At 72.0% G+C, this 18226-nt stretch carries 19 protein-coding genes and 1 tRNA gene; 11 read left to right on the top strand and 9 right to left on the bottom strand.

Going from position 1 to position 18226, the window contains the following annotated elements; translation table 11 throughout:
- Positions 1-167: 167 nt before the first annotated feature.
- Complete coding sequence (locus IR155_RS06105) at positions 168-2168, top strand: cytochrome c oxidase assembly protein (RefSeq protein ID WP_135113952.1); 2001 nt, start codon at positions 168-170, stop codon at positions 2166-2168.
- 219 nt (positions 2169-2387) lie between these two features.
- Here IR155_RS06105 and IR155_RS06110 read toward each other — a convergent pair whose 3' ends face one another.
- Positions 2388-3503 carry a hypothetical protein gene (locus IR155_RS06110; protein WP_135113954.1) on the bottom strand — a complete coding sequence of 372 codons (1116 nt, stop codon included), beginning with the start codon at positions 3501-3503 and terminating at the stop codon, positions 2388-2390.
- A gap of 118 nt (positions 3504-3621) precedes the next feature.
- Between IR155_RS06110 and IR155_RS06115 the strand changes: the two genes are divergently transcribed.
- The 5 genes from IR155_RS06115 (at position 3622) to IR155_RS06135 (ending at position 8931) form a co-directional block, all read left to right on the top strand.
- On the top strand, positions 3622-5004 hold the full coding sequence (locus IR155_RS06115; protein WP_406917666.1) for an ATP-dependent RecD-like DNA helicase: 1383 nt from the start codon (positions 3622-3624) through the stop codon (positions 5002-5004).
- A 58-nt stretch (positions 5005-5062) separates the two neighbouring features.
- Entirely contained in the window at positions 5063-6316 is a 1254-nt protein-coding gene (locus IR155_RS06120; RefSeq protein WP_233441121.1) for a serine hydrolase domain-containing protein, read from the top strand.
- Positions 6313-7197 carry an EamA family transporter gene (locus IR155_RS06125; protein ID WP_135113960.1) on the top strand — a complete coding sequence of 295 codons (885 nt, stop codon included), beginning with the start codon at positions 6313-6315 and terminating at the stop codon, positions 7195-7197. The genes IR155_RS06120 and IR155_RS06125 overlap by 4 nt, the downstream gene beginning before the upstream one ends.
- Positions 7198-7273: 76 nt before the next feature.
- A complete protein-coding gene (locus IR155_RS06130) occupies positions 7274-8194 on the top strand; it encodes an NAD(P)H-dependent flavin oxidoreductase (RefSeq protein ID WP_135113962.1) in 921 nt (306 codons plus the stop codon).
- Positions 8195-8199: 5 nt separating this feature from the next.
- Entirely contained in the window at positions 8200-8931 is a 732-nt protein-coding gene (locus IR155_RS06135; protein WP_135113963.1) for a glutamine amidotransferase, read from the top strand.
- A 62-nt stretch (positions 8932-8993) separates the two neighbouring features.
- Here IR155_RS06135 and IR155_RS06140 read toward each other — a convergent pair whose 3' ends face one another.
- The 3 genes from IR155_RS06140 to fdhA form a co-directional block, all read right to left on the bottom strand.
- Positions 8994-9347, bottom strand: coding sequence for a hypothetical protein (locus tag IR155_RS06140; protein WP_135113965.1), 354 nt, complete (start codon positions 9345-9347; stop codon positions 8994-8996).
- A gap of 75 nt (positions 9348-9422) precedes the next feature.
- The gene (locus IR155_RS06145; protein ID WP_135113967.1) at positions 9423-9926 is read right to left on the bottom strand and encodes a MarR family winged helix-turn-helix transcriptional regulator; all 504 of its coding nucleotides are present in this window, start codon (positions 9924-9926) and stop codon (positions 9423-9425) included.
- A 94-nt stretch (positions 9927-10020) separates the two neighbouring features.
- The gene (gene fdhA / locus IR155_RS06150) at positions 10021-11241 is read right to left on the bottom strand and encodes a formaldehyde dehydrogenase, glutathione-independent (protein ID WP_135113969.1); all 1221 of its coding nucleotides are present in this window, start codon (positions 11239-11241) and stop codon (positions 10021-10023) included.
- Positions 11242-11442: 201 nt separating this feature from the next.
- Here fdhA and IR155_RS06155 point away from each other — a divergent pair, with 201 nt between their 5' ends.
- Complete coding sequence (locus IR155_RS06155) at positions 11443-12237, top strand: glutamine amidotransferase (protein ID WP_233441122.1); 795 nt, start codon at positions 11443-11445, stop codon at positions 12235-12237.
- A gap of 40 nt (positions 12238-12277) precedes the next feature.
- Positions 12278-12763 (top strand): hypothetical protein, encoded by a 486-nt coding sequence (locus IR155_RS06160; RefSeq protein WP_135113972.1) that lies wholly within the window; start codon positions 12278-12280, stop codon positions 12761-12763.
- Here IR155_RS06160 and IR155_RS06165 read toward each other — a convergent pair.
- The gene (locus tag IR155_RS06165; protein WP_135113973.1) at positions 12670-12981 is read right to left on the bottom strand and encodes a hypothetical protein; all 312 of its coding nucleotides are present in this window, start codon (positions 12979-12981) and stop codon (positions 12670-12672) included. The genes IR155_RS06160 and IR155_RS06165 overlap by 94 nt on opposite strands.
- Positions 12982-13128: 147 nt before the next feature.
- Here IR155_RS06165 and IR155_RS06170 point away from each other — a divergent pair, with 147 nt between their 5' ends.
- Complete coding sequence (locus IR155_RS06170; RefSeq protein WP_233441123.1) at positions 13129-14037, top strand: alpha/beta hydrolase; 909 nt, start codon at positions 13129-13131, stop codon at positions 14035-14037.
- Positions 14038-14046: 9 nt separating this feature from the next.
- Here the strand turns inward: IR155_RS06170 and IR155_RS06175 are convergent, their stop codons facing one another.
- The gene (locus IR155_RS06175) at positions 14047-14565 is read right to left on the bottom strand and encodes a MarR family winged helix-turn-helix transcriptional regulator (protein ID WP_135113974.1); all 519 of its coding nucleotides are present in this window, start codon (positions 14563-14565) and stop codon (positions 14047-14049) included.
- A gap of 131 nt (positions 14566-14696) precedes the next feature.
- Between IR155_RS06175 and IR155_RS06180 the strand changes: the two genes are divergently transcribed.
- Positions 14697-15635 (top strand): NADP-dependent oxidoreductase, encoded by a 939-nt coding sequence (locus tag IR155_RS06180; protein ID WP_135113975.1) that lies wholly within the window; start codon positions 14697-14699, stop codon positions 15633-15635.
- Between the two features lie 194 nt (positions 15636-15829).
- Positions 15830-16729, top strand: a complete 900-nt coding sequence (locus IR155_RS06185) for a carbohydrate kinase family protein (RefSeq protein WP_209306741.1) — start codon at positions 15830-15832, stop codon at positions 16727-16729.
- 4 nt (positions 16730-16733) lie between these two features.
- Here IR155_RS06185 and IR155_RS06190 read toward each other — a convergent pair whose 3' ends face one another.
- The 3 genes from IR155_RS06190 to IR155_RS06200 all read right to left on the bottom strand — a co-directional run bounded on the left by IR155_RS06190 (position 16734) and on the right by IR155_RS06200 (position 18195).
- Positions 16734-17351 (bottom strand): hypothetical protein, encoded by a 618-nt coding sequence (locus tag IR155_RS06190; RefSeq protein ID WP_135113977.1) that lies wholly within the window; start codon positions 17349-17351, stop codon positions 16734-16736.
- A 68-nt stretch (positions 17352-17419) separates the two neighbouring features.
- Positions 17420-17493: transfer RNA gene (locus tag IR155_RS06195), tRNA-Gly, on the bottom strand.
- A gap of 201 nt (positions 17494-17694) precedes the next feature.
- Positions 17695-18195: a hypothetical protein gene (locus IR155_RS06200; RefSeq protein ID WP_135113978.1), complete on the bottom strand. Its 501-nt coding sequence runs from the start codon at positions 18193-18195 to the stop codon at positions 17695-17697.
- Positions 18196-18226: the final 31 nt, after the last annotated feature.

Here is an 18226-nt window from a genome sequence, read left to right on the forward strand (position 1 = left end):
GTGGGGGTACCGGCCCGCTGCCCACCCCCGGTTATCGAGCGAGCTTGCGAGTCGAGGTGACGGCTCGCACGGGCGGGCGGCTTGGGGTCGGTCGCTTCGGCTCGCAAGCACGCACTGCAGCCGGTGGGGTCAGAGCCGTCACAGGGTCGGCGATCTAGGCTGAACGGGTGAATCCGCGCGCGCTGCGGGCCGCCGGGCCCGCGATCCTGATCGTCGCCGCGGCGCTCACCACGATCGCGGCCCTCGCCTACGGCGGTGCGGCCGATCCGCTGGCGACAGGCGATCCCGGGCCATTCGTGCGCTGGGGCCTGCCGATGGCGAAGCTGCTCGTGAACGTGTCCGCCGCCGTGATGGCCGGATCGCTCGTGCTCGCGCTGTTCGCCCTGAAGGCCGGCGACCGCGAGTTCGACGGCGCACTGGATGTCTCCTCCATCGGCGCCGCGGTGTTCACGGTCGCGTCGGGCGCCGTCGGCTTCCTGACGTTCCTCGACTCGTTCAACCCCGAGCTGTCGGCCGGGCCCGAGTTCGGCGCGCAACTCGGCAGGTTCCTGACCGAGGTGGAGCTCGGCCGCACGTGGCTGATGACGATGATCGCGGCGGCCGTCGTGACCATCCTGACCTTCGCGGTGCGGTCGTGGACGGCGACGCTGCTGACGGCCATCCTGGCGCTCGTCTCGCTCATTCCCATGGCGACGCAGGGCCACTCGGGCGAGCTGGCGAGCCACGACGCCACCGTCACGGCCCTCAGCCTCCACGTCGTCGGGGCCGCGGTGTGGCTCGGCGGGCTTGTGCTGCTCGTTGTGCTGCGTCCGGTGCTGGATGCCCGGCGCGTTCCGGACGTGCTGCGGAGGTACTCGTCGATCGCGCTCGTCGCGTTCGTCGTCGTCGCGCTCTCGGGCTTCGCGCGCACCCTGTCCGCCATCAGCGCGTGGGAGCAGCTCGCGACGCCGTACGGCGGCATCCTGTGCCTGAAGGTCGCGGCCCTCGTCCTGATGGGTCTGCTCGGCGCCTGGTACCGGCGCCTGCTGATCGGACGGATCGATTCGGCGAACGCGGCCCGCGCGGCGAAGGCCGGCCGCGCCTTCTGGACCCTCATCGCCGTCGAGCTCGCCTTCATGGGCATCGCCTCCGGCGCGGCCGCCGCGCTCGCGCGCACCCCGCCGCCGGCGACCGAGACGCCGTACTCGTCGACGCCCGCCGAGGTCCTGACCGACGAGCCGCTGCCGCCGGAGCTGACGTTCGACCGCTGGTTCACCACCTGGGACGTCGACCTGCTGTGGGCCTTCGTCGCGGCGGCGGGAATCGTCTTCTACCTGGCCGGCGTCATCCGGATGCGCCGGCGCGGCGACCGCTGGCCGGTGTACCGCACGGTGCTGTGGGTGCTCGGGATGCTGACCCTCTTCTGGGTCACCTCGGGCCCGGTCAACGCCTACCAGGACTACCTGTTCAGCCTGCACATGCTGGGCCACATGCTGCTGACGATGGGCATCCCGCTCCTGCTGGTGCCAGGGGCGCCCATCACCCTCGCGCTGCGGGCGATCGAGAAGCGCGACGACGGCACGCGCGGCGGCCGCGAGTGGATCATGTGGGCCGTGCACAGCCCCTTCGCGCGCGTCGTCACGCATCCGCTGGTCGCGGCCGGGATCTTCGTCGGCTCGCTCTGGGTCTTCTACTTCACGGATCTGTTCCGCTGGTCGCTGTACGACCATCTGGGGCACGTGTGGATGGTCACGCACTTCCTCATCTCGGGGTTCCTGTTCGTGATGTCGCTGACCGGGATCGATCCGCTTCCGTACCGGATGCCGTACCCGGGCCGTCTCGTGACGCTCATCGCGGTCATGGCGATGCACGCCTTCTTCGGCGTCGCGATGATGATGCAGTCGGGCCTGATGGTCGCCGAGTGGTTCGGCGCGATGGGGCGCACGTGGGGCCCCACGCCGATGGAGGACCAGTACATCGGCGGCGGCGTGGCGTGGTCGATCGGCGAGATTCCGACGCTCATCACGGCGATCGTGGTGGCCGTGCAGTGGAGCCGCAGCGACGAGCGCCAGCAGCGCCGCTCCGACCGCCACGCCGACCGCACGGACGACGCCGAGCTCGAGGCCTACAACGCCCGCCTCGCCCGCATCGCTGAGCGCGATGAGGCAGCCGATAAGGCCGCGCGCTGATCGATCCGGTTCCTTTTTGGGCCGCGCGCTGATCGATCGCTCGGCCGACGCTTCGCGCCGACACTCGCGCTCGATTGGCTGTCGCTTCGCTCCATCCGGGGCGCGCTGGTGGGCCGCTCCGCGGCACGGTCGCTTCGCTCCCAGAGGGGTACAGCGGGCGGTGACCCGGATCGATCGCTCGGCCGACGCTCCGCGCCGGCGCTCGCGATCGATGATTACTCAGCGCAGCGCGGGGCTGCCCACGAGGATCGACGCCGTGCCGTCGGACAGGATGTCGACCGTGCCGTCGATCACGAACGGCACGTCCTCGCTGTAGTGGTAGATCAGGCCGTTGAAGATCGAGCGCACGTCGGCCTCGATGTGCGCCGTGCCGGTCGCGGGCGAGATCGCCCAGTAGGCGCCGTCGGGCACGATCTCGACGTTCGGCTCCGAGGGGATGCTCCAGGCGATCGTGTCGGCGAACACCCGGTCGTCGATCTGGATGCCGAATGGGCAGCCGCTCGGCTGCAGCACCTGCTGCGTCGAGCACTCGGCGAGGAAGGCGGACACCTTCTCCTTCACGACCTGCGTGAACGCCTTGGTGGGCTCGGCCTGCACCTCGAGCGGAACGCTCTTCAGCGCCGCGTCGGCCAGCACCTTCACGGGCCCGGTCTCGGCGGTGGCGGTGTCGACCTCCACGCTGTAGATACCCGGCGAGAAGACGAGCAGCGACACCGGGGCGACCGGATCGGCCTTCTCCCTGTCGGGGGAGACCTGGCGCTTGTCCATCTCGAAGCCGTTGACCGAGAACTGCATCGATCCGAGCACGGTCGCGCGGATCTCCGCGAGCGGGCTCGTCGCGAAGCCCCAGCGCGGTGTGAGGCCGTCCGACCCCACCTGCGTGACGTGGAAGGTCGTCTTCCCGGCGACGCCGTCGATCGCGTAGGTCGCGGTGACCTCGATCTCCTCGTCGCCGACGGGCTTCTCGGTGACGGCGACATCGGTCAGCTCGAACGTCAGGGCGGCGCTGCGCAGCAGCGCGTCGGACGACGTGATGGGCAGCCCCGCGGCCTCGAGATCGGTGTCGTCCAGAGCGACGCCGGGGACGGCGAGCGCGGCGGCGGCGTCCCCGTCGGCGATCATCCCGATGTACCGCTCGACGAACGCGCTGGGGCCCCAGAACAGGCGGTACAGCGACGAGAAGCCCGCCCAGATCGCCGCGGCGAGGAGGACGCCGACGATGCCGAGCAGCAGCAGGTCGCGCGTGAGCCGGGAGCGCGCCCGGCGCTCCGCCGGTTCCGCCGTGCCGCCGGGCGCCGCCGCGGCCGGGGTCGCCGTCGCGGTCGCCTGATCCATTGGGCCAGTCTACGAAAGCCCGTTCCGGCTCATCCTGAATGGTGTCATCGGCGCCCGATGCGCGGCGAGAGTGCACAGCTGACCGCGTCACACGGCATCCGATGGGAGGATGGATGTCATGCCCGCGCTGTCCCCCGAGCAGGAGGAGCTCTTCCGCCTCATCGAGGACACGCGCGAGCACGTCTTCGTCACCGGACGCGCCGGCACCGGCAAGTCGACGCTGCTGAACCACCTCTCGTGGAACACGAAGAAGCAGATCGCGGTCTGCGCGCCGACCGGCGTCGCGGCGCTGAACGTCGAGGGGCAGACGATCCACTCGCTGTTCAAGCTGCCGATCGGACTGATCGCCGACAGCGACATCGAGCAGAACGACGCGACCCGCAAGCTGCTCAACGCGATCGACACGCTCGTGATCGACGAGATCTCGATGGTCAACGCCGACCTGATGGACGCGATCGACCGCTCGCTGCGCCAGGCGCGGGGACGCCGCGGCGAGCCGTTCGGCGGGGTGCAGATCGTGATGTTCGGCGACCCGTACCAGCTGGCCCCGGTGCCGCCGCGCGGCGACGAGGCGCGGTACATCCAGGACCACTACCGGTCGTTCTGGTTCTTCGACGCGCACGTCTGGGCCGGGCGCGAGCCGGAGGGCGACGGGCTGATCGAGCTCGGCCGGCACGGCGCCGAGCTCCACATCCGCGAGCTCACCCACATCCATCGGCAGGACGACGACGCGTTCAAGGCGATGCTCAACGCCGTCCGCTACGGCCGGGTGACGAAGGAGATCGCGGACATCCTGAACGCGAAGGGCGCGCGCACGCCCCCGGAGGATCCGGATCATCCGATCATCACGCTCGCGACGCGCAACGACCGCGTCAACGCGATCAACGCGAAGCACCTGGCGCAGCTGCCGGGGCGCGAGCAGACCGCGAAGGCCGAGGTGAGCGGCGACTTCGGCCGTGGGGACGTGTACCCCGCCGACCCCGACCTGAAGCTCAAGATCGGCGCGCAGGTGATGTTCCTCCGCAACGACACCGGATCGCCGGGGGAGCCGCCGCGCTGGGTGAACGGCACGATCGGCACCGTCACCCGGATCGTCGGCGAGACCGTGCGCGTGGACGTCGACGGCGAGGAGGTCGAGGTGGAGCCGGCCGTCTGGGAGAAGTATCGCTACGCGTACGACCCGATCGGCCGCAAGCTCACGCGCGAGGTCGTCGCGGAGTTCACGCAGTTCCCGCTGCGTCTGGCGTGGGCCGTCACGATCCACAAGTCGCAGGGGAAGACGTACGACCGGGCCGTCGTGGATCTCGGCGCCGGCGCCTTCGCCCCCGGGCAGACCTACGTCGCGCTCAGCCGGCTGACCTCGCTCGAGGGCCTGTACCTCTCGCGACCGCTGCGGCCGAGCGACATCCGCGTCGACCAGGATGTGCGCCGGTTCATGCGCGCCGTGTGGGAGCAGCGGCAGGCCGCAGCCGCAACGGGGACGGCGGCCGCCACACCGTAGACTCTGTGGACGGGCGATCGGGGGTGTCATGCGGATGACGGATCGAGCACGTCGCGCAGTGGCAGCGCTCGCGGCGGCCGCGGCGATTGCCGTGGCCTTGAGCGGGTGCACGGGGGGCGAGACGACGTTGGCGGGGACGCCGCAGCAGGTCGCGGGGGAGCTTCCCGCCGACACTGTCGAGCAGCTCCAGTCGGCGGTCGAACACGCGATGGCGGCGACCGGATCCTCCGGTGCGATCGTCGGGGTGTGGGTTCCCTGGGCGGGCGCCTGGGTCAGCGGCCTCGGTACGACGGCCCACGACTCGGACACCCCGGTCACGACCGACATGGCGTTCCGCATCACCTCGATGACCCGGCCGATGACATGCGACGTGCTCTACGGGATGGTGGAGGACGGGATCGTCGGGCTCGACGACAGCGTCGCCAAGTACGTGCCGAGCACGCCGAACCTCGGCGAGGTCACGCTCCGGCACCTGTGCGACAACAGCTCGGGCCTCGGGCGGTCGAGCGACACGCTGATCCACGACGTGCTGCGCACCCCCGAGCGCCAGTGGCACCCGCGCGAGGTCGCCGCGGCGGGCCTCGGCAAGGAGAGCAGCGAGGCGGGCGTGGCGTTCACCGACTCCGACACCGGCTACCTGCTGCTCGGCATGGCGCTGCAGAACGCAGCGCGCGAGTCGATGCCGGCGCTCATCCGGGAGTACGTGACCCAGCCGCTCGGGTTGCAGGCGACCGGCCTTCCCGGGGCGGCGGCCGCGGCTCCGGGAGATCCCGCGCTGCCGGGGTACTTCTCGGACCAGGCGGACCGCGACGCGGGCTGCACCGCTCCGCGCGATTACACCGTGCTGTCGTCGAGCTTCGGCTTCACCGACTCGGGTGGTGTGTCGACGATCGATGAGCTCGGTGTGTACACCGCCTCCCTCGCCGCCCGGGCAAAGGAGGGTGACGGCCTCGCGCCGCGCTGGAGCGGCGCCAAGCCCGTCAGCACCAAGAGCGACTCCTGGTACCAGTACGCCGGCGGCACCTTCATCGCGGGCTCGATGATCGGCCAGCAGGGCGCGACGCCCGGGTACCTGACGAGCGCGTACGCCGACGTCGACAACGGTCTCACCGTCGCCGTGGTGCTCAACAACTCGGCGGCCCCGGAGTCGCTCGTCGGCTATCTCGCCAAGGAGCTCGCGGCGATCGTGTCGAAGGTGCCGGCGCGTGAGGGTGAGACCGCCCCCGAGTTCGGCCTTCCCTGGACCGCCGACGACTACCACCAGCGCGTCGCCGACCGCGCGATCTGCCCGATCGACGACGCGGCAGAGTGACGGCGCGCGGCTCGTCGTCCGGGTTCGCGGCGGGGCTCGTCGCCCTCGGCCTCGCCTGCCAGGAGATCGGCGCCGCCATCGCGGTGCTGCTGTTCCCGCACACCGGCCCGCTCGGGATGGTGATGCTGCGGCTCGTGTTCTCGGCGCTCATCCTGCTCGCGATCGCGCGGCCGGCCGTGCGCGGCCGAACGCGTCACGAGTGGGCGACGGTCGCGCGGCTCGGCATCGCCCTGGCGGTGATGAACGGCTTCTTCTACGTGGCGCTCGAGCGCCTCGCTCTCGGAGTGACAGTGACGATCGAGGTGCTCGGTCCGCTCGCGCTGGCGATCCTCGTCGCCGGCACTCGCACGGCGTGGGTCTGGGCCGGCCTCGCCCTGGCCGGCGTCATCGCCCTGGGCGGCGGGGGATGGGAGCGGCTCGACCCCGTCGGCGTGCTGTGCGCGCTGGGCGCGGCGGTGAGCTGGGCGTTCTACATCCGCGGACAGGCGCGCGTGGGGCGGGCGTTCCCCAAGCTCGAGGGGCTCGCGCTGGCGATGGCGATCGGCGCCCTGATCTCCCTGCCGTTCGGCATCGTGACGGCCGGGCCGGCCCTGCTGCGACCCGACCTCCTGGCGCTCGGCGCGGCGGTCGCCATCCTGTCGTCCACCATCCCATACGCGCTCGAGCTGATCGCGCTGCGCCGGCTCACCGAGGCGGCCTTCGGCATCCTGATGAGCCTGGCGCCGGCAACCGCCGCGCTCGCCGGCTGGATCCTGCTCGGCCAGCAGCTCGCCTGGCTCGAGATCCTCGGCCTGGTGCTCGTCGTGTGCGCGAGCGCCGGCGCCGTGTGGACCTCGCGCGGGCGACGTCGGCCCGAGCCGGTGGCGGAGCCGCTGGCGTAGCGTGTGCGGCGGCTGGTCCCGGCGACGTGCACCGTCATCCGGATCCGCGAAGCGCTCGGCCTTGAGAGAATCGGGCATGGTCGCCGCGCTTCCCCTTGACATCCGGGTCCCGATCCTGAACGCGCCGATGGGCGGCATCGCCGGCGGGGCGCTCGCCGCCGCCGTCTCCCAGGCGGGCGGGCTCGGGATGATCGGCATGGGCAGTTCGGGGAGCGTCGCATCGCTGCAGCGGCAGCTGCCTCTCGTGCCCGCGGGCGTGCGCGTAGGGATCGGCCTCGTCGACTGGGTCGTGCGGAAGGAGCCTGGGCTGCTCGATCTCGCCCTCGACGCCGAGCCCGTGGTGCTGTCGGTGAGCTTCGGCGACGACGTTGACTGGATCTCCCGGGCCCACGACCGCGGTGTGTTCGCGGCGGCCCAGGTGTTCGACGCGGCCGGTGTCGAGCGTGCGGATGCCGCCGGTGCCGACCTGATCGTCGTGCGCGGGCGGGAGGCCGGCGGCCACGGGCGCCCGCTCGCTGACCGTGATGCGCTGCTCGACGCGGCAGCGGACCTGACCTCGCGGCCGGGGCTCGCTGCCGGGGCGATCGCGACGGCGGCGGATGTGCGACGCGCCATGGACCGTGGTGCGAGCGGAGTGTGGGTGGGAACGGCGTTCGCCGCGTGCCGCGAGTCGCTCGCCTCGCCGGGAACGCGCCGGGCGCTGATCGAGGCGCGGCCCGAGGACACCATCCTGACCTCCGCGTTCGACCAGGCCGCCGGCTACGGCTGGCCGGCCGACATCCCCGAGCGAGTGCTCGACAACGACTTCACGCGGCGCTGGGCCGACGGCGTCGAGGGCGCTGCCGCCGAGCAGCTCGCGGCCGCGAACGCCGCCGACGACCCGCGCGGAATGTCGATCAACGCCGGCCTCGGCGTCGGCGAGTTACGCGAGGAGCGCACCGCCGCCGAGGTGCTCGCCGCGCTCGCCGGAGAGAGTGTGACTGGCCACGCATCGTGAGCCGCATGCGCCCTTTCGTCCTTCTCGCCACGCGTCCGGAAGATGGACCCGCGGACGAGGAGTACGCGCTGTTCCTGCGGTACGGCGGGCTTCGCCCCGAGGACCTCATCCGGGTGCGACTCGAGGCAGGACCGATGCCCGTGCTCGATCTCGACGCCATCTCGGGGATCTTCGTCGGCGGCAGCCCCTTCAACGCCTCGGATCCGGATGCGCGGAAGCCGGCGGTCCAGCGGCGGGTCGAGGCCGAGTTCGAGGTGCTGCTGCGCGAGGTCGTCGCCCGGGACATCCCGTTTCTCGGCGCCTGCTACGGCGTCGGGACGCTCGGCTCCCACATCGGGGCCACGATCGGCCAGGAGTTCGGGGAGCCGGTCGGGGTCGTCCCCGTCACGCTCACCGACGCGGGCCTGACGGATCCCCTGCTGCGGGGGATGCCGCCGACGTTCAACGCCTTCGTCGGGCACAAGGAGGCGATCAGCTCGCTGCCGGGCTCCGCCGTGCTGCTGGCGTCGTCCCCCGGCTCGCCGGTGCAGATGTTCCGGGTCGGTCGCCGCGTCTACGCCACGCAGTTCCACCCGGAGCTCGACGTCGACGGCATCGCGACGCGCATTCGCGCGTATGCCCGCCACGGGTACTTCGCCCCGGACGAGCTGGAAGACACCCTCGCGGCCGTCGCGCGGGTACCGGTCACTGAGACGGGCCGCATCCTGCGACGGTTCGTCGAGCTGTTCGCGCGCTGAGTGCGCGGCCGGGCTCCGAGGACTGGGAGGACGTCCGATCCGATGAGCCCCCCCGCGTCCCCTCAGACGTTCGGCAGCTGGGTCTGCCACAGGATCGCGAGCAGCAGGATGAGCGACATCGCCGCCATGATCGCCATCAGTCCCGCCATCGTGAGGTTGCGGGTGCGGTCGACCTGGATGGTCAGTGCGGCCGTGATCAGGCCGACCGACGAGGCCACCACGAACGCGATGCCGATCCATGCGAGCGCCCAGTTCGACGGCAGCGCGAGGGCGAAGGCGACGATCGCGACGACCGCCAGCAGCAGTCCCGGCACGAGCCAGATCCAGCGCTTTGGCGTGTGGAGGGCGGGCTGGTTGCGCATCCGCGTGGGGTCAGCGGGCGTGCGGCCGCGGCGAGCGGGTCCCGGCTCGACCATGACGCGCCTCCTTTGCTCGGGAGCACCACGCTATGGCCGGCCGCGCCGCCGCGGCACGGGCTTGACAGCGCCCGACTAGCCGCGCTCGGTGCTGGCGAGCACCCGCAGCAGGCGCGCGAGGGTTGCCTGGTCGGCGCGGCTGAGCGCGCTGAGCTCCTCGGCCTCGTGCTGCGCGAGGGCCGTCATGGCGGCGTCGGCGCGTTCGATGCCCTCGGGCAGCAGCCGCACGAGGACGCCGCGCCCGTCGCTGGGGTGACGTCGCCGCTCGACGAGTCCGCGCGCCACGAGCTTGTCGATGCGGTTGGTCATGGCGGCGCTGCCGATCATGGTCGCCGTGACCAGCTGCATGGGGCTGAGCTCGTGCGGCGGCTCCTCGCGGCGGAGCGCGGCGAGCACGTCGAACTCCCACGCGGTGAGCCCCGCGCCGCGGAACGCGTCGGCACGGAGCCGCGTGAGCCTGTTCGCCGCGCGCCGCAGTCGCGACATCACATCGAGCGGAGTCAGGTCGATGTCCGGAAGTCGGCGCGACCACGCGTCGATGAGGAGGTCGACCTCGTCGTCACGGTCGGCCGGGGTCATGTTCCTACGCTACCGGGCGCGTGTCGCGGCGGCGCCCCGGGCGCCGTGGCGCGGGTGGCGCCGGGCGCCCGGGGGTCGCCGTCTCCTCCGCCGCCTATGCGGCCTTGATGTACCCGTTGGGGTTCAGCACGTACTTGCGCGCGGCGCCCTGATCGAACTCGGCGTAACCGCGCGGCGCGTCCTCGAGCGAGATCGGCGTCGCGTTCACGGCCTTCGCGATCTGCACCTTGTCGTGCAGGATCGCCATCATCAGCTGGCGGTTATACCGCATGACGGGGCATTGCCCGGTCGTGAACGACAGCGACTTCGCCCAGCCGAGCCCGAGCCGGATCGACAGGGAACCGACCTGGGCGGCCTCATCGACGCCGCCGGGGTCGCCGGTCACGTACAGGCCGGGGATGCCGAGCGCGCCGCCGGCCGCGGTGAGCTCCATGAGCGAGTTCAGCACGGTCGCGGGGGCCTCGTGCGATGCGTCCGCCCCGTGCCCTCGCGCCTCGAACCCGACGGCGTCCACGCCCGCGTCCACCTCTGGCACGCCCAGGATCTGCTCGAGCTGGTCCCTCGGGTCTCCCTGCGAGACGTCGACGGTCTCGCAGCCGATGGCGCGCGCGGCAGCGAGCCGGTCGGCGTTGAGGTCGCCCACGATCACGACGGCGGCGCCGAGCAGCTGCGCGCCTACGGCCGCGGCGATCCCGACGGGCCCGGCTCCGGCGATGTACACGGTCGATCCGGGCTTGACGCCGGCGCTGTACGCCCCGTGGAAGCCGGTGGGGAAGATGTCCGACAGCATCGTCAGGTCGAGGATCTTCTCGAGCGCCTGGTCGCGGTCGGGGAACTTCAGCAGGTTCCAGTCGGCATACGGCACGAGCACGTACTCGGCCTGGCCGCCGACCCAGCCGCCCATGTCCACGTAGCCGTACGCGGATCCGGGCCGGTCGGGGTTGACGTTCAGGCAGATGCCGGTCTTGCCCTCCTTGCAGTTGCGGCACCGACCGCAGGCGATGTTGAACGGCACGGAGACGATGTCGCCCACCTTGATGAACTCCACGTCCGGCCCGACCTCGACCACCTCGCCGGTGATCTCGTGGCCGAGCACGAGGCCTGCCGGTGCGGTCGTGCGGCCACGCACCATGTGCTGATCCGACCCGCAGATGTTCGTGCTCACCGTGCGAAGGATGGCACCGTGCGGCACCTTGCGCCCGACGTTGGCCGGGTTGACGCCTGGTCCGTCCTTCAGCTCGAACTCGGGGTATGCGGTGTCGACGACCTCGACCTCGCCGGGACCCTTGTAGACAACAGCTCTGTTTCCGGGCATCTTCGCCCTCCTGTCTCCGTAGGCGTGTTCGCTGGCGGATGACCAGCACCCCGAGCCTCCTCGCAGCGTCCCGGGGTCGCAATGGGGGTGGCCGCTCTACGGGAACGCTGCCACCAGTGGATGGGAACGCCCGACGGGCTGGGAGCCGCGCATCTGCTCGCCTCGAGCAGTCGCCGATGTGCAGTGCTAGTGTCCGGCATCGTGAGCCGCACCCGCCCCTTCGTTCTTCTCGCCACTCGCCCGGAGGACGGGCCGGCGGACGAGGAGTACGAGCTGTTCCTGCGGTACGGCGGGCTTCGGCCCGAGGAGCTGATCCGGGTGCGGCTGGAAGCGGGGCCGATGCCCGAGCTCGACCTCGACGCCATCTCGGGGATCTTCGTCGGCGGCAGCCCGTTCAACGCGTCGGATCCGGATGAGCGCAAGTCGGCGGTGCAGCGCCGGGTCGAGGCCGAGTTCGACGCGCTGCTGCGCGAGGTCGTCGCGCGCGACTTCCCGTTCCTCGGCGCGTGCTACGGGGTGGGGACGCTGGGCTCCCACATCGGGGCGGCGATCGGCCGCGAGTTCGGGGAGCCCATCGGGGTCGTGCCCGTCACGCTCACCGAGGCGGGCACGGCGGATCCGCTGCTGCAGGGGATGCCGCCCACCTTCGACGCCTTCGTGGGGCACAAGGAGGCGATCAGCTCGCTGCCGGCGTCCGCCGTGCTGCTGGCGTCGTCCCCCGACTCCCCCGTGCAGATGTTCCGGGTCGGCCGGCACGTCTACCCGACACAGTTCCATCCGGAACTGGATGTGGACGGCATCACCACGCGCATCCGCGCGTACGCAGGTCACGGGTACTTCGCCCCCGAGGAGCTGGATGACACCCTCGCGGCCGCCGCGCGGGTGCCCGTCACGGAGACCGGCCGCATCCTGCGACGGTTCGTCGAGCTCTTTGCGCGCCGAGCCCGGAGGGCGGCACCGGGAGACGCGAACGGCCCGTGGGAGCCCGTCGTCTGATCCGTGGCGGAGGATCCTCGTCTGCGGTTGGATTGACCGCATGACGAGGATCCTCCCGGTCGCCGGCGCGCTCGCGGTGGCGGCGTACGCGCTGGTCGGAGTGCTGTCGATCGTGGTGTGGGACCCGATGGCCGCCGTGCCGGGAGCGAGCCACGCGGAGGTCGTCGCCGGCGTCGAAGGATCGGGCGAGAGCTGGACGACCGGCGTCGTCATCCCACTGGCGCTGTTCGCGCCGGGGGTCATCGTGGCCGCGGTGCTGTCGGCGGTCGCCGTCGCCGGTCGCCTGCGCTGGTCGACCGCGGCGGCATGGCAGCTCGGCCTGCTTGTGTGCGGCGCGCCCGTGTACTTCGCGGCGAGCTTCCCGATGGGCATGGCCGTCGCCGACGCGTTCCTCGTCTCGGGCGGCAGCCACCAGCCCGCGCCGCTTGCGCTCTACGGCGTGAGCGCGCTCGCCGCGCTGGTGCTGGTCATCGGCGGCGTGGTGGCCTTGCGCGGACGGCCGTCCCCCGAGCCGGTCGCGGCGTAGGTCGCGACCGCAACCGGCGTCGTCCTCCCGCGCAGCGCGGATGCAAGCCGCTGCGCGGCCGCCGCCGCGAAGCCGGCGAGGAGAAGGACGCTGCCGACGGCGAAGAACGCGATGTGAAGCAGCACGAGGCCGAATGCGGCCGCGGCGGGCGTCGGCGGATCCGCCGCGGCGGGGGAGGCGTTCACGCGCGGCTGCCGCGCGACATCCATGATCTCCATGTGTGCAACGTACGGCGCGCACCCGGGGTCGCGAATCATCCTGCAGGTGTCATCCGGGGGTACCACGGTATGGGATCCGCGATTCGGACAACCGTGTCCGGATGGCCCTATCGTGAGAGGACTCACCCACCCGAGGAAGGCCATTCCGTGGACATCGAGCGAGTACTGCCGGAGCTGCGCGAACCGATGATGCGCGCTCAGGTGCGGTTGCCGCGCTGGCTCATCCGGATCGCCGTGCGGATGCTTCGGGTGCCGACGTCCGCCACGGTGAGCGTGACGAAGGATCGTGCCGGGTCGACCGGCGTCCGCGTCTACACGCCGACCGGGGCGCGCAGCGGGGCCGGCCTGCTGTGGATCCATGGCGGCGGCCTGCTCTTCGGCGACGCGAAGCAGGACGAGGCGCTGTGCCTGTCGACGGCCGAGCGGCTGGGGCTCGTGATCGTCTCGGCGAACTACCGGTTCGCCCCCGAGCATCCCTTCCCCGCCGCGCACGAGGACGTCCTGAGCACGTGGCGCTGGCTGATCGCCCACGCGGCGGAGCTCGGCGTGGATCCGGAGCGCGTCGTCGTCGGGGGCGAGAGCGCGGGGGCGGGCCTCGCGGCCGCCCTCGTGCAGCGCATCCACGACGAGGGCGGGGTGCAGCCGTGCGGGCAGTGGCTGTTCGCTCCCATGCTGGATGACCGCACCGCCGCCCGCCGCGAGCTGGATGCCGAGCAGCACTTCGTGTGGGACAACGGGCGCAACCGCGAGGGGTGGGCCGGCTACCTCGGCGCCGAACCCGGCGCCGCGACGGTTCCCGACTACGCCGTGCCCGCGCGCCGCACCGACCTGAGCGGTCTGCCGCCCGCGTTCCTCACGTGGGGCGACATCGAGCTGTTCGCCGGGGAGGACCTCGCTTACGCCGAGGCGCTGCGTGCCGCAGGGGTGTCCGTGACGACCGACGTGGTCGAGGGCGCGCCGCACGGCTTCGAGAACTGGGCGAAGGATGCGCCGGTCGCCCGCGCGCTCGTCGCACGCGCGCAGGAGTGGCTCCGCGGGGTGACCGCTCCGGCGTGACGCCGGCCGTCAGTCCGCGTCGCCCGCGCCGCCCTTCGCCCGCCGACGCCGCGGCGCCGCGGAGCGGGGCGGTGTGGCACGCATGTGGTCGCGCACTCGGGTGAGCACATCCGCGACCGCCTCCACGTCCCGGTCGGACAGCGGCTCGAGGAACAGCTCGTGGAGCAGTCCGATGTGCCCGGGGAACACCGCCGAGAGCACCTCGCGCCCCGCGTCGGTGATCGTCACGTCGATGCTGCGCTCGTCCTCGCGTGAGGGGGCGCGGCTGACGAGACCGCGCTGCTCGAGCAGCTGGGCCTGGTAGGTCAGGCCGCTGCGGCTGTAGACGACGCCGTCGGCGAGGTCGGTCATCCGCTGGGTGCCGCGCGGGGCGTCCCCGAGCGTCGCCAGCAGCTGGAACTGCACGTAGCTGAGGTCTCCGGCCTCTCGCAGCTGCTGTTCGACGGCGTGCCGCAGCAGGCTGCTGACCTCGATCAGCGCGAAGTACGCCCCGAGCTGGGTGGGGGTGAGGGTGGGATCGGAGCTCATCGCCCCATTCTAGCAATGCTGCGAAGTTGAAACAGTTGCTACGAATCCAAAGCAATGCTACGGTGATCGCAGATGCTTCGGATTCGAAGCAACACATGGCCCGAGAGGGGCCCGATGAGAGGAAGTTCGACATGAAGGCAGTGCGTTACCACGAGTTCGGCGGCCCCGAGGTGCTCCGCTACGAGGACGTCGAGCGGCCCGCTCCCGGCGCCGGTCAGGTGCTGATCCGCGTGGCGGGGTCGGCGTTCAGCCCCGCCGACAGCGGCATCCGGTCGGGCAACCTGCCGATCCCGGTGTCGCTGCCCCACATCCCCGGGTGCGACGTCTCCGGCACGGTCGAGGCCGTCGGCGCGGGGGTGGAGTCGTTCGCGGTGGGGGACGCGGTCATCGGCTTCCTGCCGATGACCGACGACGGTGCCGCGGCGGAGTTCGTCGTGGCGCCGGCGGATGCTCTCGCCACGGCTCCGACGAGCATCCCGCTGGTGGACGCGGCGGCAATTCCCTCGGTGGCGCTGACCGCCTGGCAGTCGCTGTTCGACGAGGCCGGCCTCGAAAGCGGCCAGCGCGTGCTCATCGTCGGAGCGGGCGGCGCGGTCGGCGACTACGCCATCCAGCTGGCCAAGCGCGCCGGGGCGCACGTGATCGCGACGGCGAGCCCGCGGAGCGCCGAGCGCGTGCGGACCGCCGGGGCGGACGAGGTGATCGACCACACGACAACGGCCGTGAGGGATGCGGTCGACGGGCAGGTCGACGTGCTGCTCAACCTCGCTCCCATCGAGCAGGCGGAGTTCGCGGCGCTTGTCGACCTGGTGCGGGATGGCGGTGTGGTCGCGGCGACGACCGCCTGGATGCCGACGCCGGGTGACGAGAAGCGCGGCGTGCGCGCCGCCGGCATCTACGTGCGCTCGGATGCGGATCAGCTGTCGCGTCTGGTGTCGCTTGTCGACGGCGGCGAGCTGCGGGTCGAGGTGTCCCGGCGCGTGCCGCTGAGCCAGCTCCCCGCGATCCACGCGGAGGCCGCGACCGGCGGCCTGCGCGGAAAGGTCGTCGCGGTGCCGGAGTCGGCGTGATGGTGCCGAGCCGGAGTGACGACGGGGCCGCCGGCGCGGCGGCCCCGTCGTCAGGGCCCGGCGGCCGTCGCGATCCGATCCGTCGGCGTTCCCCTCTTCGCCGCCGGGGGACGTAGTGTGCTGACGCAGGTCGTCTTCCCCCCTTCCCCTCTCGCCGCCATCGCGGTGGGCGACGCCCCGGAGGCGTGATCGACATGACAGACATCCTCGTCATCGGCGAGAGCGTCGCGGACGTCATCCGGCAGCCCGACGGTTCGTCCGTGACGCACCCCGGGGGAAGCCCGGCGAACGTCGCATTCGGCCTCGCCCGGCTGGGGGTCGGCGCGGCGCTGCTGACGGAGCTCGGCGACGACGAAGACGGCGCGCTCATCCGGAATCACCTGGAGGGGGCCGGAGCCACTGTCCTCGGCGACGGCGCGACCGCGGTGCCGCGCACCCCGCGCGCGACCGCGCGGATCCGGCCGGACGGATCCGCGGAGTACGACTTCGAGATCGGATGGACGCTCGCCGCCACCCGCGTCCCCCTCGAGGCGCGCCATCTTCACACCGGCTCGATCGCGGCGTTCCTCCAGCCCGGGGCGGACGCCGTGCTCGGGCTGCTCGCCGACGCCCGCGGCGACAGCAGCATCAGCATCGACCCGAACATCCGCCCCGCCCTGCTGGGGGATCACGGCGCGGCTGTGGCCCGGTTCGAGCAGCTCGTCGCGCTCGCCGACGTCGTGAAGGCGAGCGACGAGGACCTTGCCTGGCTCTATCCGGGGCAGGACCTCGCGCAGGTCCTCGACCGGATCGCGGAGCGCGGGGCGTTGGTCGTCGTCACCCGAGGCTCGCAGGGTGCGATGGCCCGGGTCGGCACTCAGCGTCTCGAGGTCCCCGCTGTCGCGACGACGGTCGTCGACACCGTGGGCGCCGGCGACTCGTTCATGGCCGCGCTGCTCACGAGCCTCCACCGGGACGGGATCCTCGGCGCCGGCCTGCGGGAGGCACTCGCCGCGGGCGACGTCGCCCCACATCTCGAGCGGGCTGCGCGCGCGGCCGCGATCACCGTCTCGCGCGCCGGCGCGAACCCGCCGACCTCGCACGAGCTGCAGTAGGGCACTACGAGGGCTCGCAGCCCGACTGCTGCTCGAGTTTCGCCCAGTCGCCCTCGACGGCCGGATCCAGCACCTCGGAGACGTATGCCTCGGGGTTGGCGAAGATGTCCGCCTTCGCGTCGCTTGTCCACCACAGGTGCAGCGCCTCGAGCCAGTACGCGGCGGTCGTGGCGTCGCCCTCGACGCGCGCGTCGAGCGCCGCGGTGGCGGCGGCGCACGTCCACCAGCGGTCTGCCTCGTCGAGCGCGTACCCGACCGAGTAGGTCGTTCCATGCGGGATCTCGTCGACCCGCGCCGGGAAGGGGAGCGACTCGGGGACGGGCAGGGGCCAGGCGCTCGTCACCCGCTCCCACTCGGCCTGGATCTGCTGGTAGGAGGCGACATCCGCGACCCCGGCGCTCTCCGAGAGAGTGTCTGACGCGAGGAGCGCGTCGAAGTCGGTGGGCGTGTACGTCGGCGGATCGGTCAGGGCGACGTCGGCGGGGACGGCCCCCGGCGCGGCGGGTGTCGCAGAGGAAGACGACGGCGCCTCTGCGGCATCAGGCTCCGGCGTCGCCGTGCATCCCGCGAGGGCGAGGAGGGATGCCGCAACGGCGATCTTCTTCAGGTCACGGCGCGGCATGCTCCGACACTAGAGAAGCCCGGGCCCGGGGGCCATCATCTCTTTGGCCGGTCGAGCCGGCGAGGCAGTGGAGGGGCTGACGGGAATCGAACCCGCGCTGTCTGCTTGGGAAGCAGAAGTTCTGCCATTGAACTACAGCCCCGTACGCGCCGGAGCGCGTGAGAGCCAGCATAACAGCGCTCCGGATGTCAGCCCGGCATCGGCGAGTGCACATCCTCCGCGCGACCGAACGGCCTGCGGGATGTGCGCTCACGGCGGGGATGTGCGCCCGGCGCACCGGATGTGATCACGCGCAGGAGCGGAGGCGGCATCGGGGGGGGATGCCGCCTCCGCTGGCTCGGTGTCAGCGCTTGCCGCCGCTCGTGATGGCGCGCGTCAGCTTGTTCAGCACCATCAGTGCTCCCACGCCGATGGCCGCGGCCACCCACGGCTTGCGGCGCACGAACGACTTCGTCTCGGTCAGCATCGCGCCGGCATCCTGCTCGGACACCCAGTCGGAGGCGTGCTTCAGACCCTCCGACGCCTTGCCGGCGATGTCGCCGACGACGCCCTCGCTGCCGGCGAGCGAGGCGACTTTCTCGCCGGCGGTGCGCAGGCCCTCGGCGACCTTCTGCTGCGCGGCGTTCGGCTCGGTGAGGTACTGCTCGGACGACGACGACGTGTCGCCGACCGGGTCGCCCGCTCCCGCGGCGCTCGCCCCGGTCGTGCTCGTGTCGCTCGCCGGCGTGGTGCTCGTCTCGTCCGGCGTCGTGGTGCCGGCGGCCGCGGCGGCCGCCTTCTTCGCGCCCGTGGCGGTGGTCGGCTTCGCCCCGGTGTCTGCGCTGCTCGTCTCGTTCTGGGACATGGCGTCTCCTTCCGGCGTCGTGAACTCTGCC

It is taken from the genome of Microbacterium paludicola, from assembly GCF_015235415.1.
Classification (GTDB): domain Bacteria; phylum Actinomycetota; class Actinomycetes; order Actinomycetales; family Microbacteriaceae; genus Microbacterium; species Microbacterium paludicola.

What these genes read in the sequence shown, in the direction of transcription:
- IR155_RS06110 (WP_135113954.1), bottom strand. Translation starts at nt 3,503, where the DNA reads ATGGATCAGGCGACCGCGACGGCGACCCCGGCCGCGGCGGCGCCCGGC.
- IR155_RS06115 (WP_406917666.1), top strand. Translation starts at nt 3,622, where the DNA reads ATGCCCGCGCTGTCCCCCGAGCAGGAGGAGCTCTTCCGCCTCATCGAG.
- IR155_RS06130 (WP_135113962.1), top strand. Translation starts at nt 7,274, where the DNA reads ATGGTCGCCGCGCTTCCCCTTGACATCCGGGTCCCGATCCTGAACGCG.
- IR155_RS06135 (WP_135113963.1), top strand. Translation starts at nt 8,200, where the DNA reads ATGCGCCCTTTCGTCCTTCTCGCCACGCGTCCGGAAGATGGACCCGCG.
- IR155_RS06140 (WP_135113965.1), bottom strand. Translation starts at nt 9,347, where the DNA reads ATGGTCGAGCCGGGACCCGCTCGCCGCGGCCGCACGCCCGCTGACCCC.
- IR155_RS06145 (WP_135113967.1), bottom strand. Translation starts at nt 9,926, where the DNA reads ATGACCCCGGCCGACCGTGACGACGAGGTCGACCTCCTCATCGACGCG.
- fdhA (WP_135113969.1), bottom strand. Translation starts at nt 11,241, where the DNA reads ATGCCCGGAAACAGAGCTGTTGTCTACAAGGGTCCCGGCGAGGTCGAG.
- IR155_RS06160 (WP_135113972.1), top strand. Translation starts at nt 12,278, where the DNA reads ATGACGAGGATCCTCCCGGTCGCCGGCGCGCTCGCGGTGGCGGCGTAC.
- IR155_RS06165 (WP_135113973.1), bottom strand. Translation starts at nt 12,981, where the DNA reads ATGGAGATCATGGATGTCGCGCGGCAGCCGCGCGTGAACGCCTCCCCC.
- IR155_RS06175 (WP_135113974.1), bottom strand. Translation starts at nt 14,565, where the DNA reads ATGAGCTCCGATCCCACCCTCACCCCCACCCAGCTCGGGGCGTACTTC.
- IR155_RS06180 (WP_135113975.1), top strand. Translation starts at nt 14,697, where the DNA reads ATGAAGGCAGTGCGTTACCACGAGTTCGGCGGCCCCGAGGTGCTCCGC.
- IR155_RS06185 (WP_209306741.1), top strand. Translation starts at nt 15,830, where the DNA reads ATGACAGACATCCTCGTCATCGGCGAGAGCGTCGCGGACGTCATCCGG.
- IR155_RS06190 (WP_135113977.1), bottom strand. Translation starts at nt 17,351, where the DNA reads ATGCCGCGCCGTGACCTGAAGAAGATCGCCGTTGCGGCATCCCTCCTC.
- IR155_RS06200 (WP_135113978.1), bottom strand. Translation starts at nt 18,195, where the DNA reads ATGTCCCAGAACGAGACGAGCAGCGCAGACACCGGGGCGAAGCCGACC.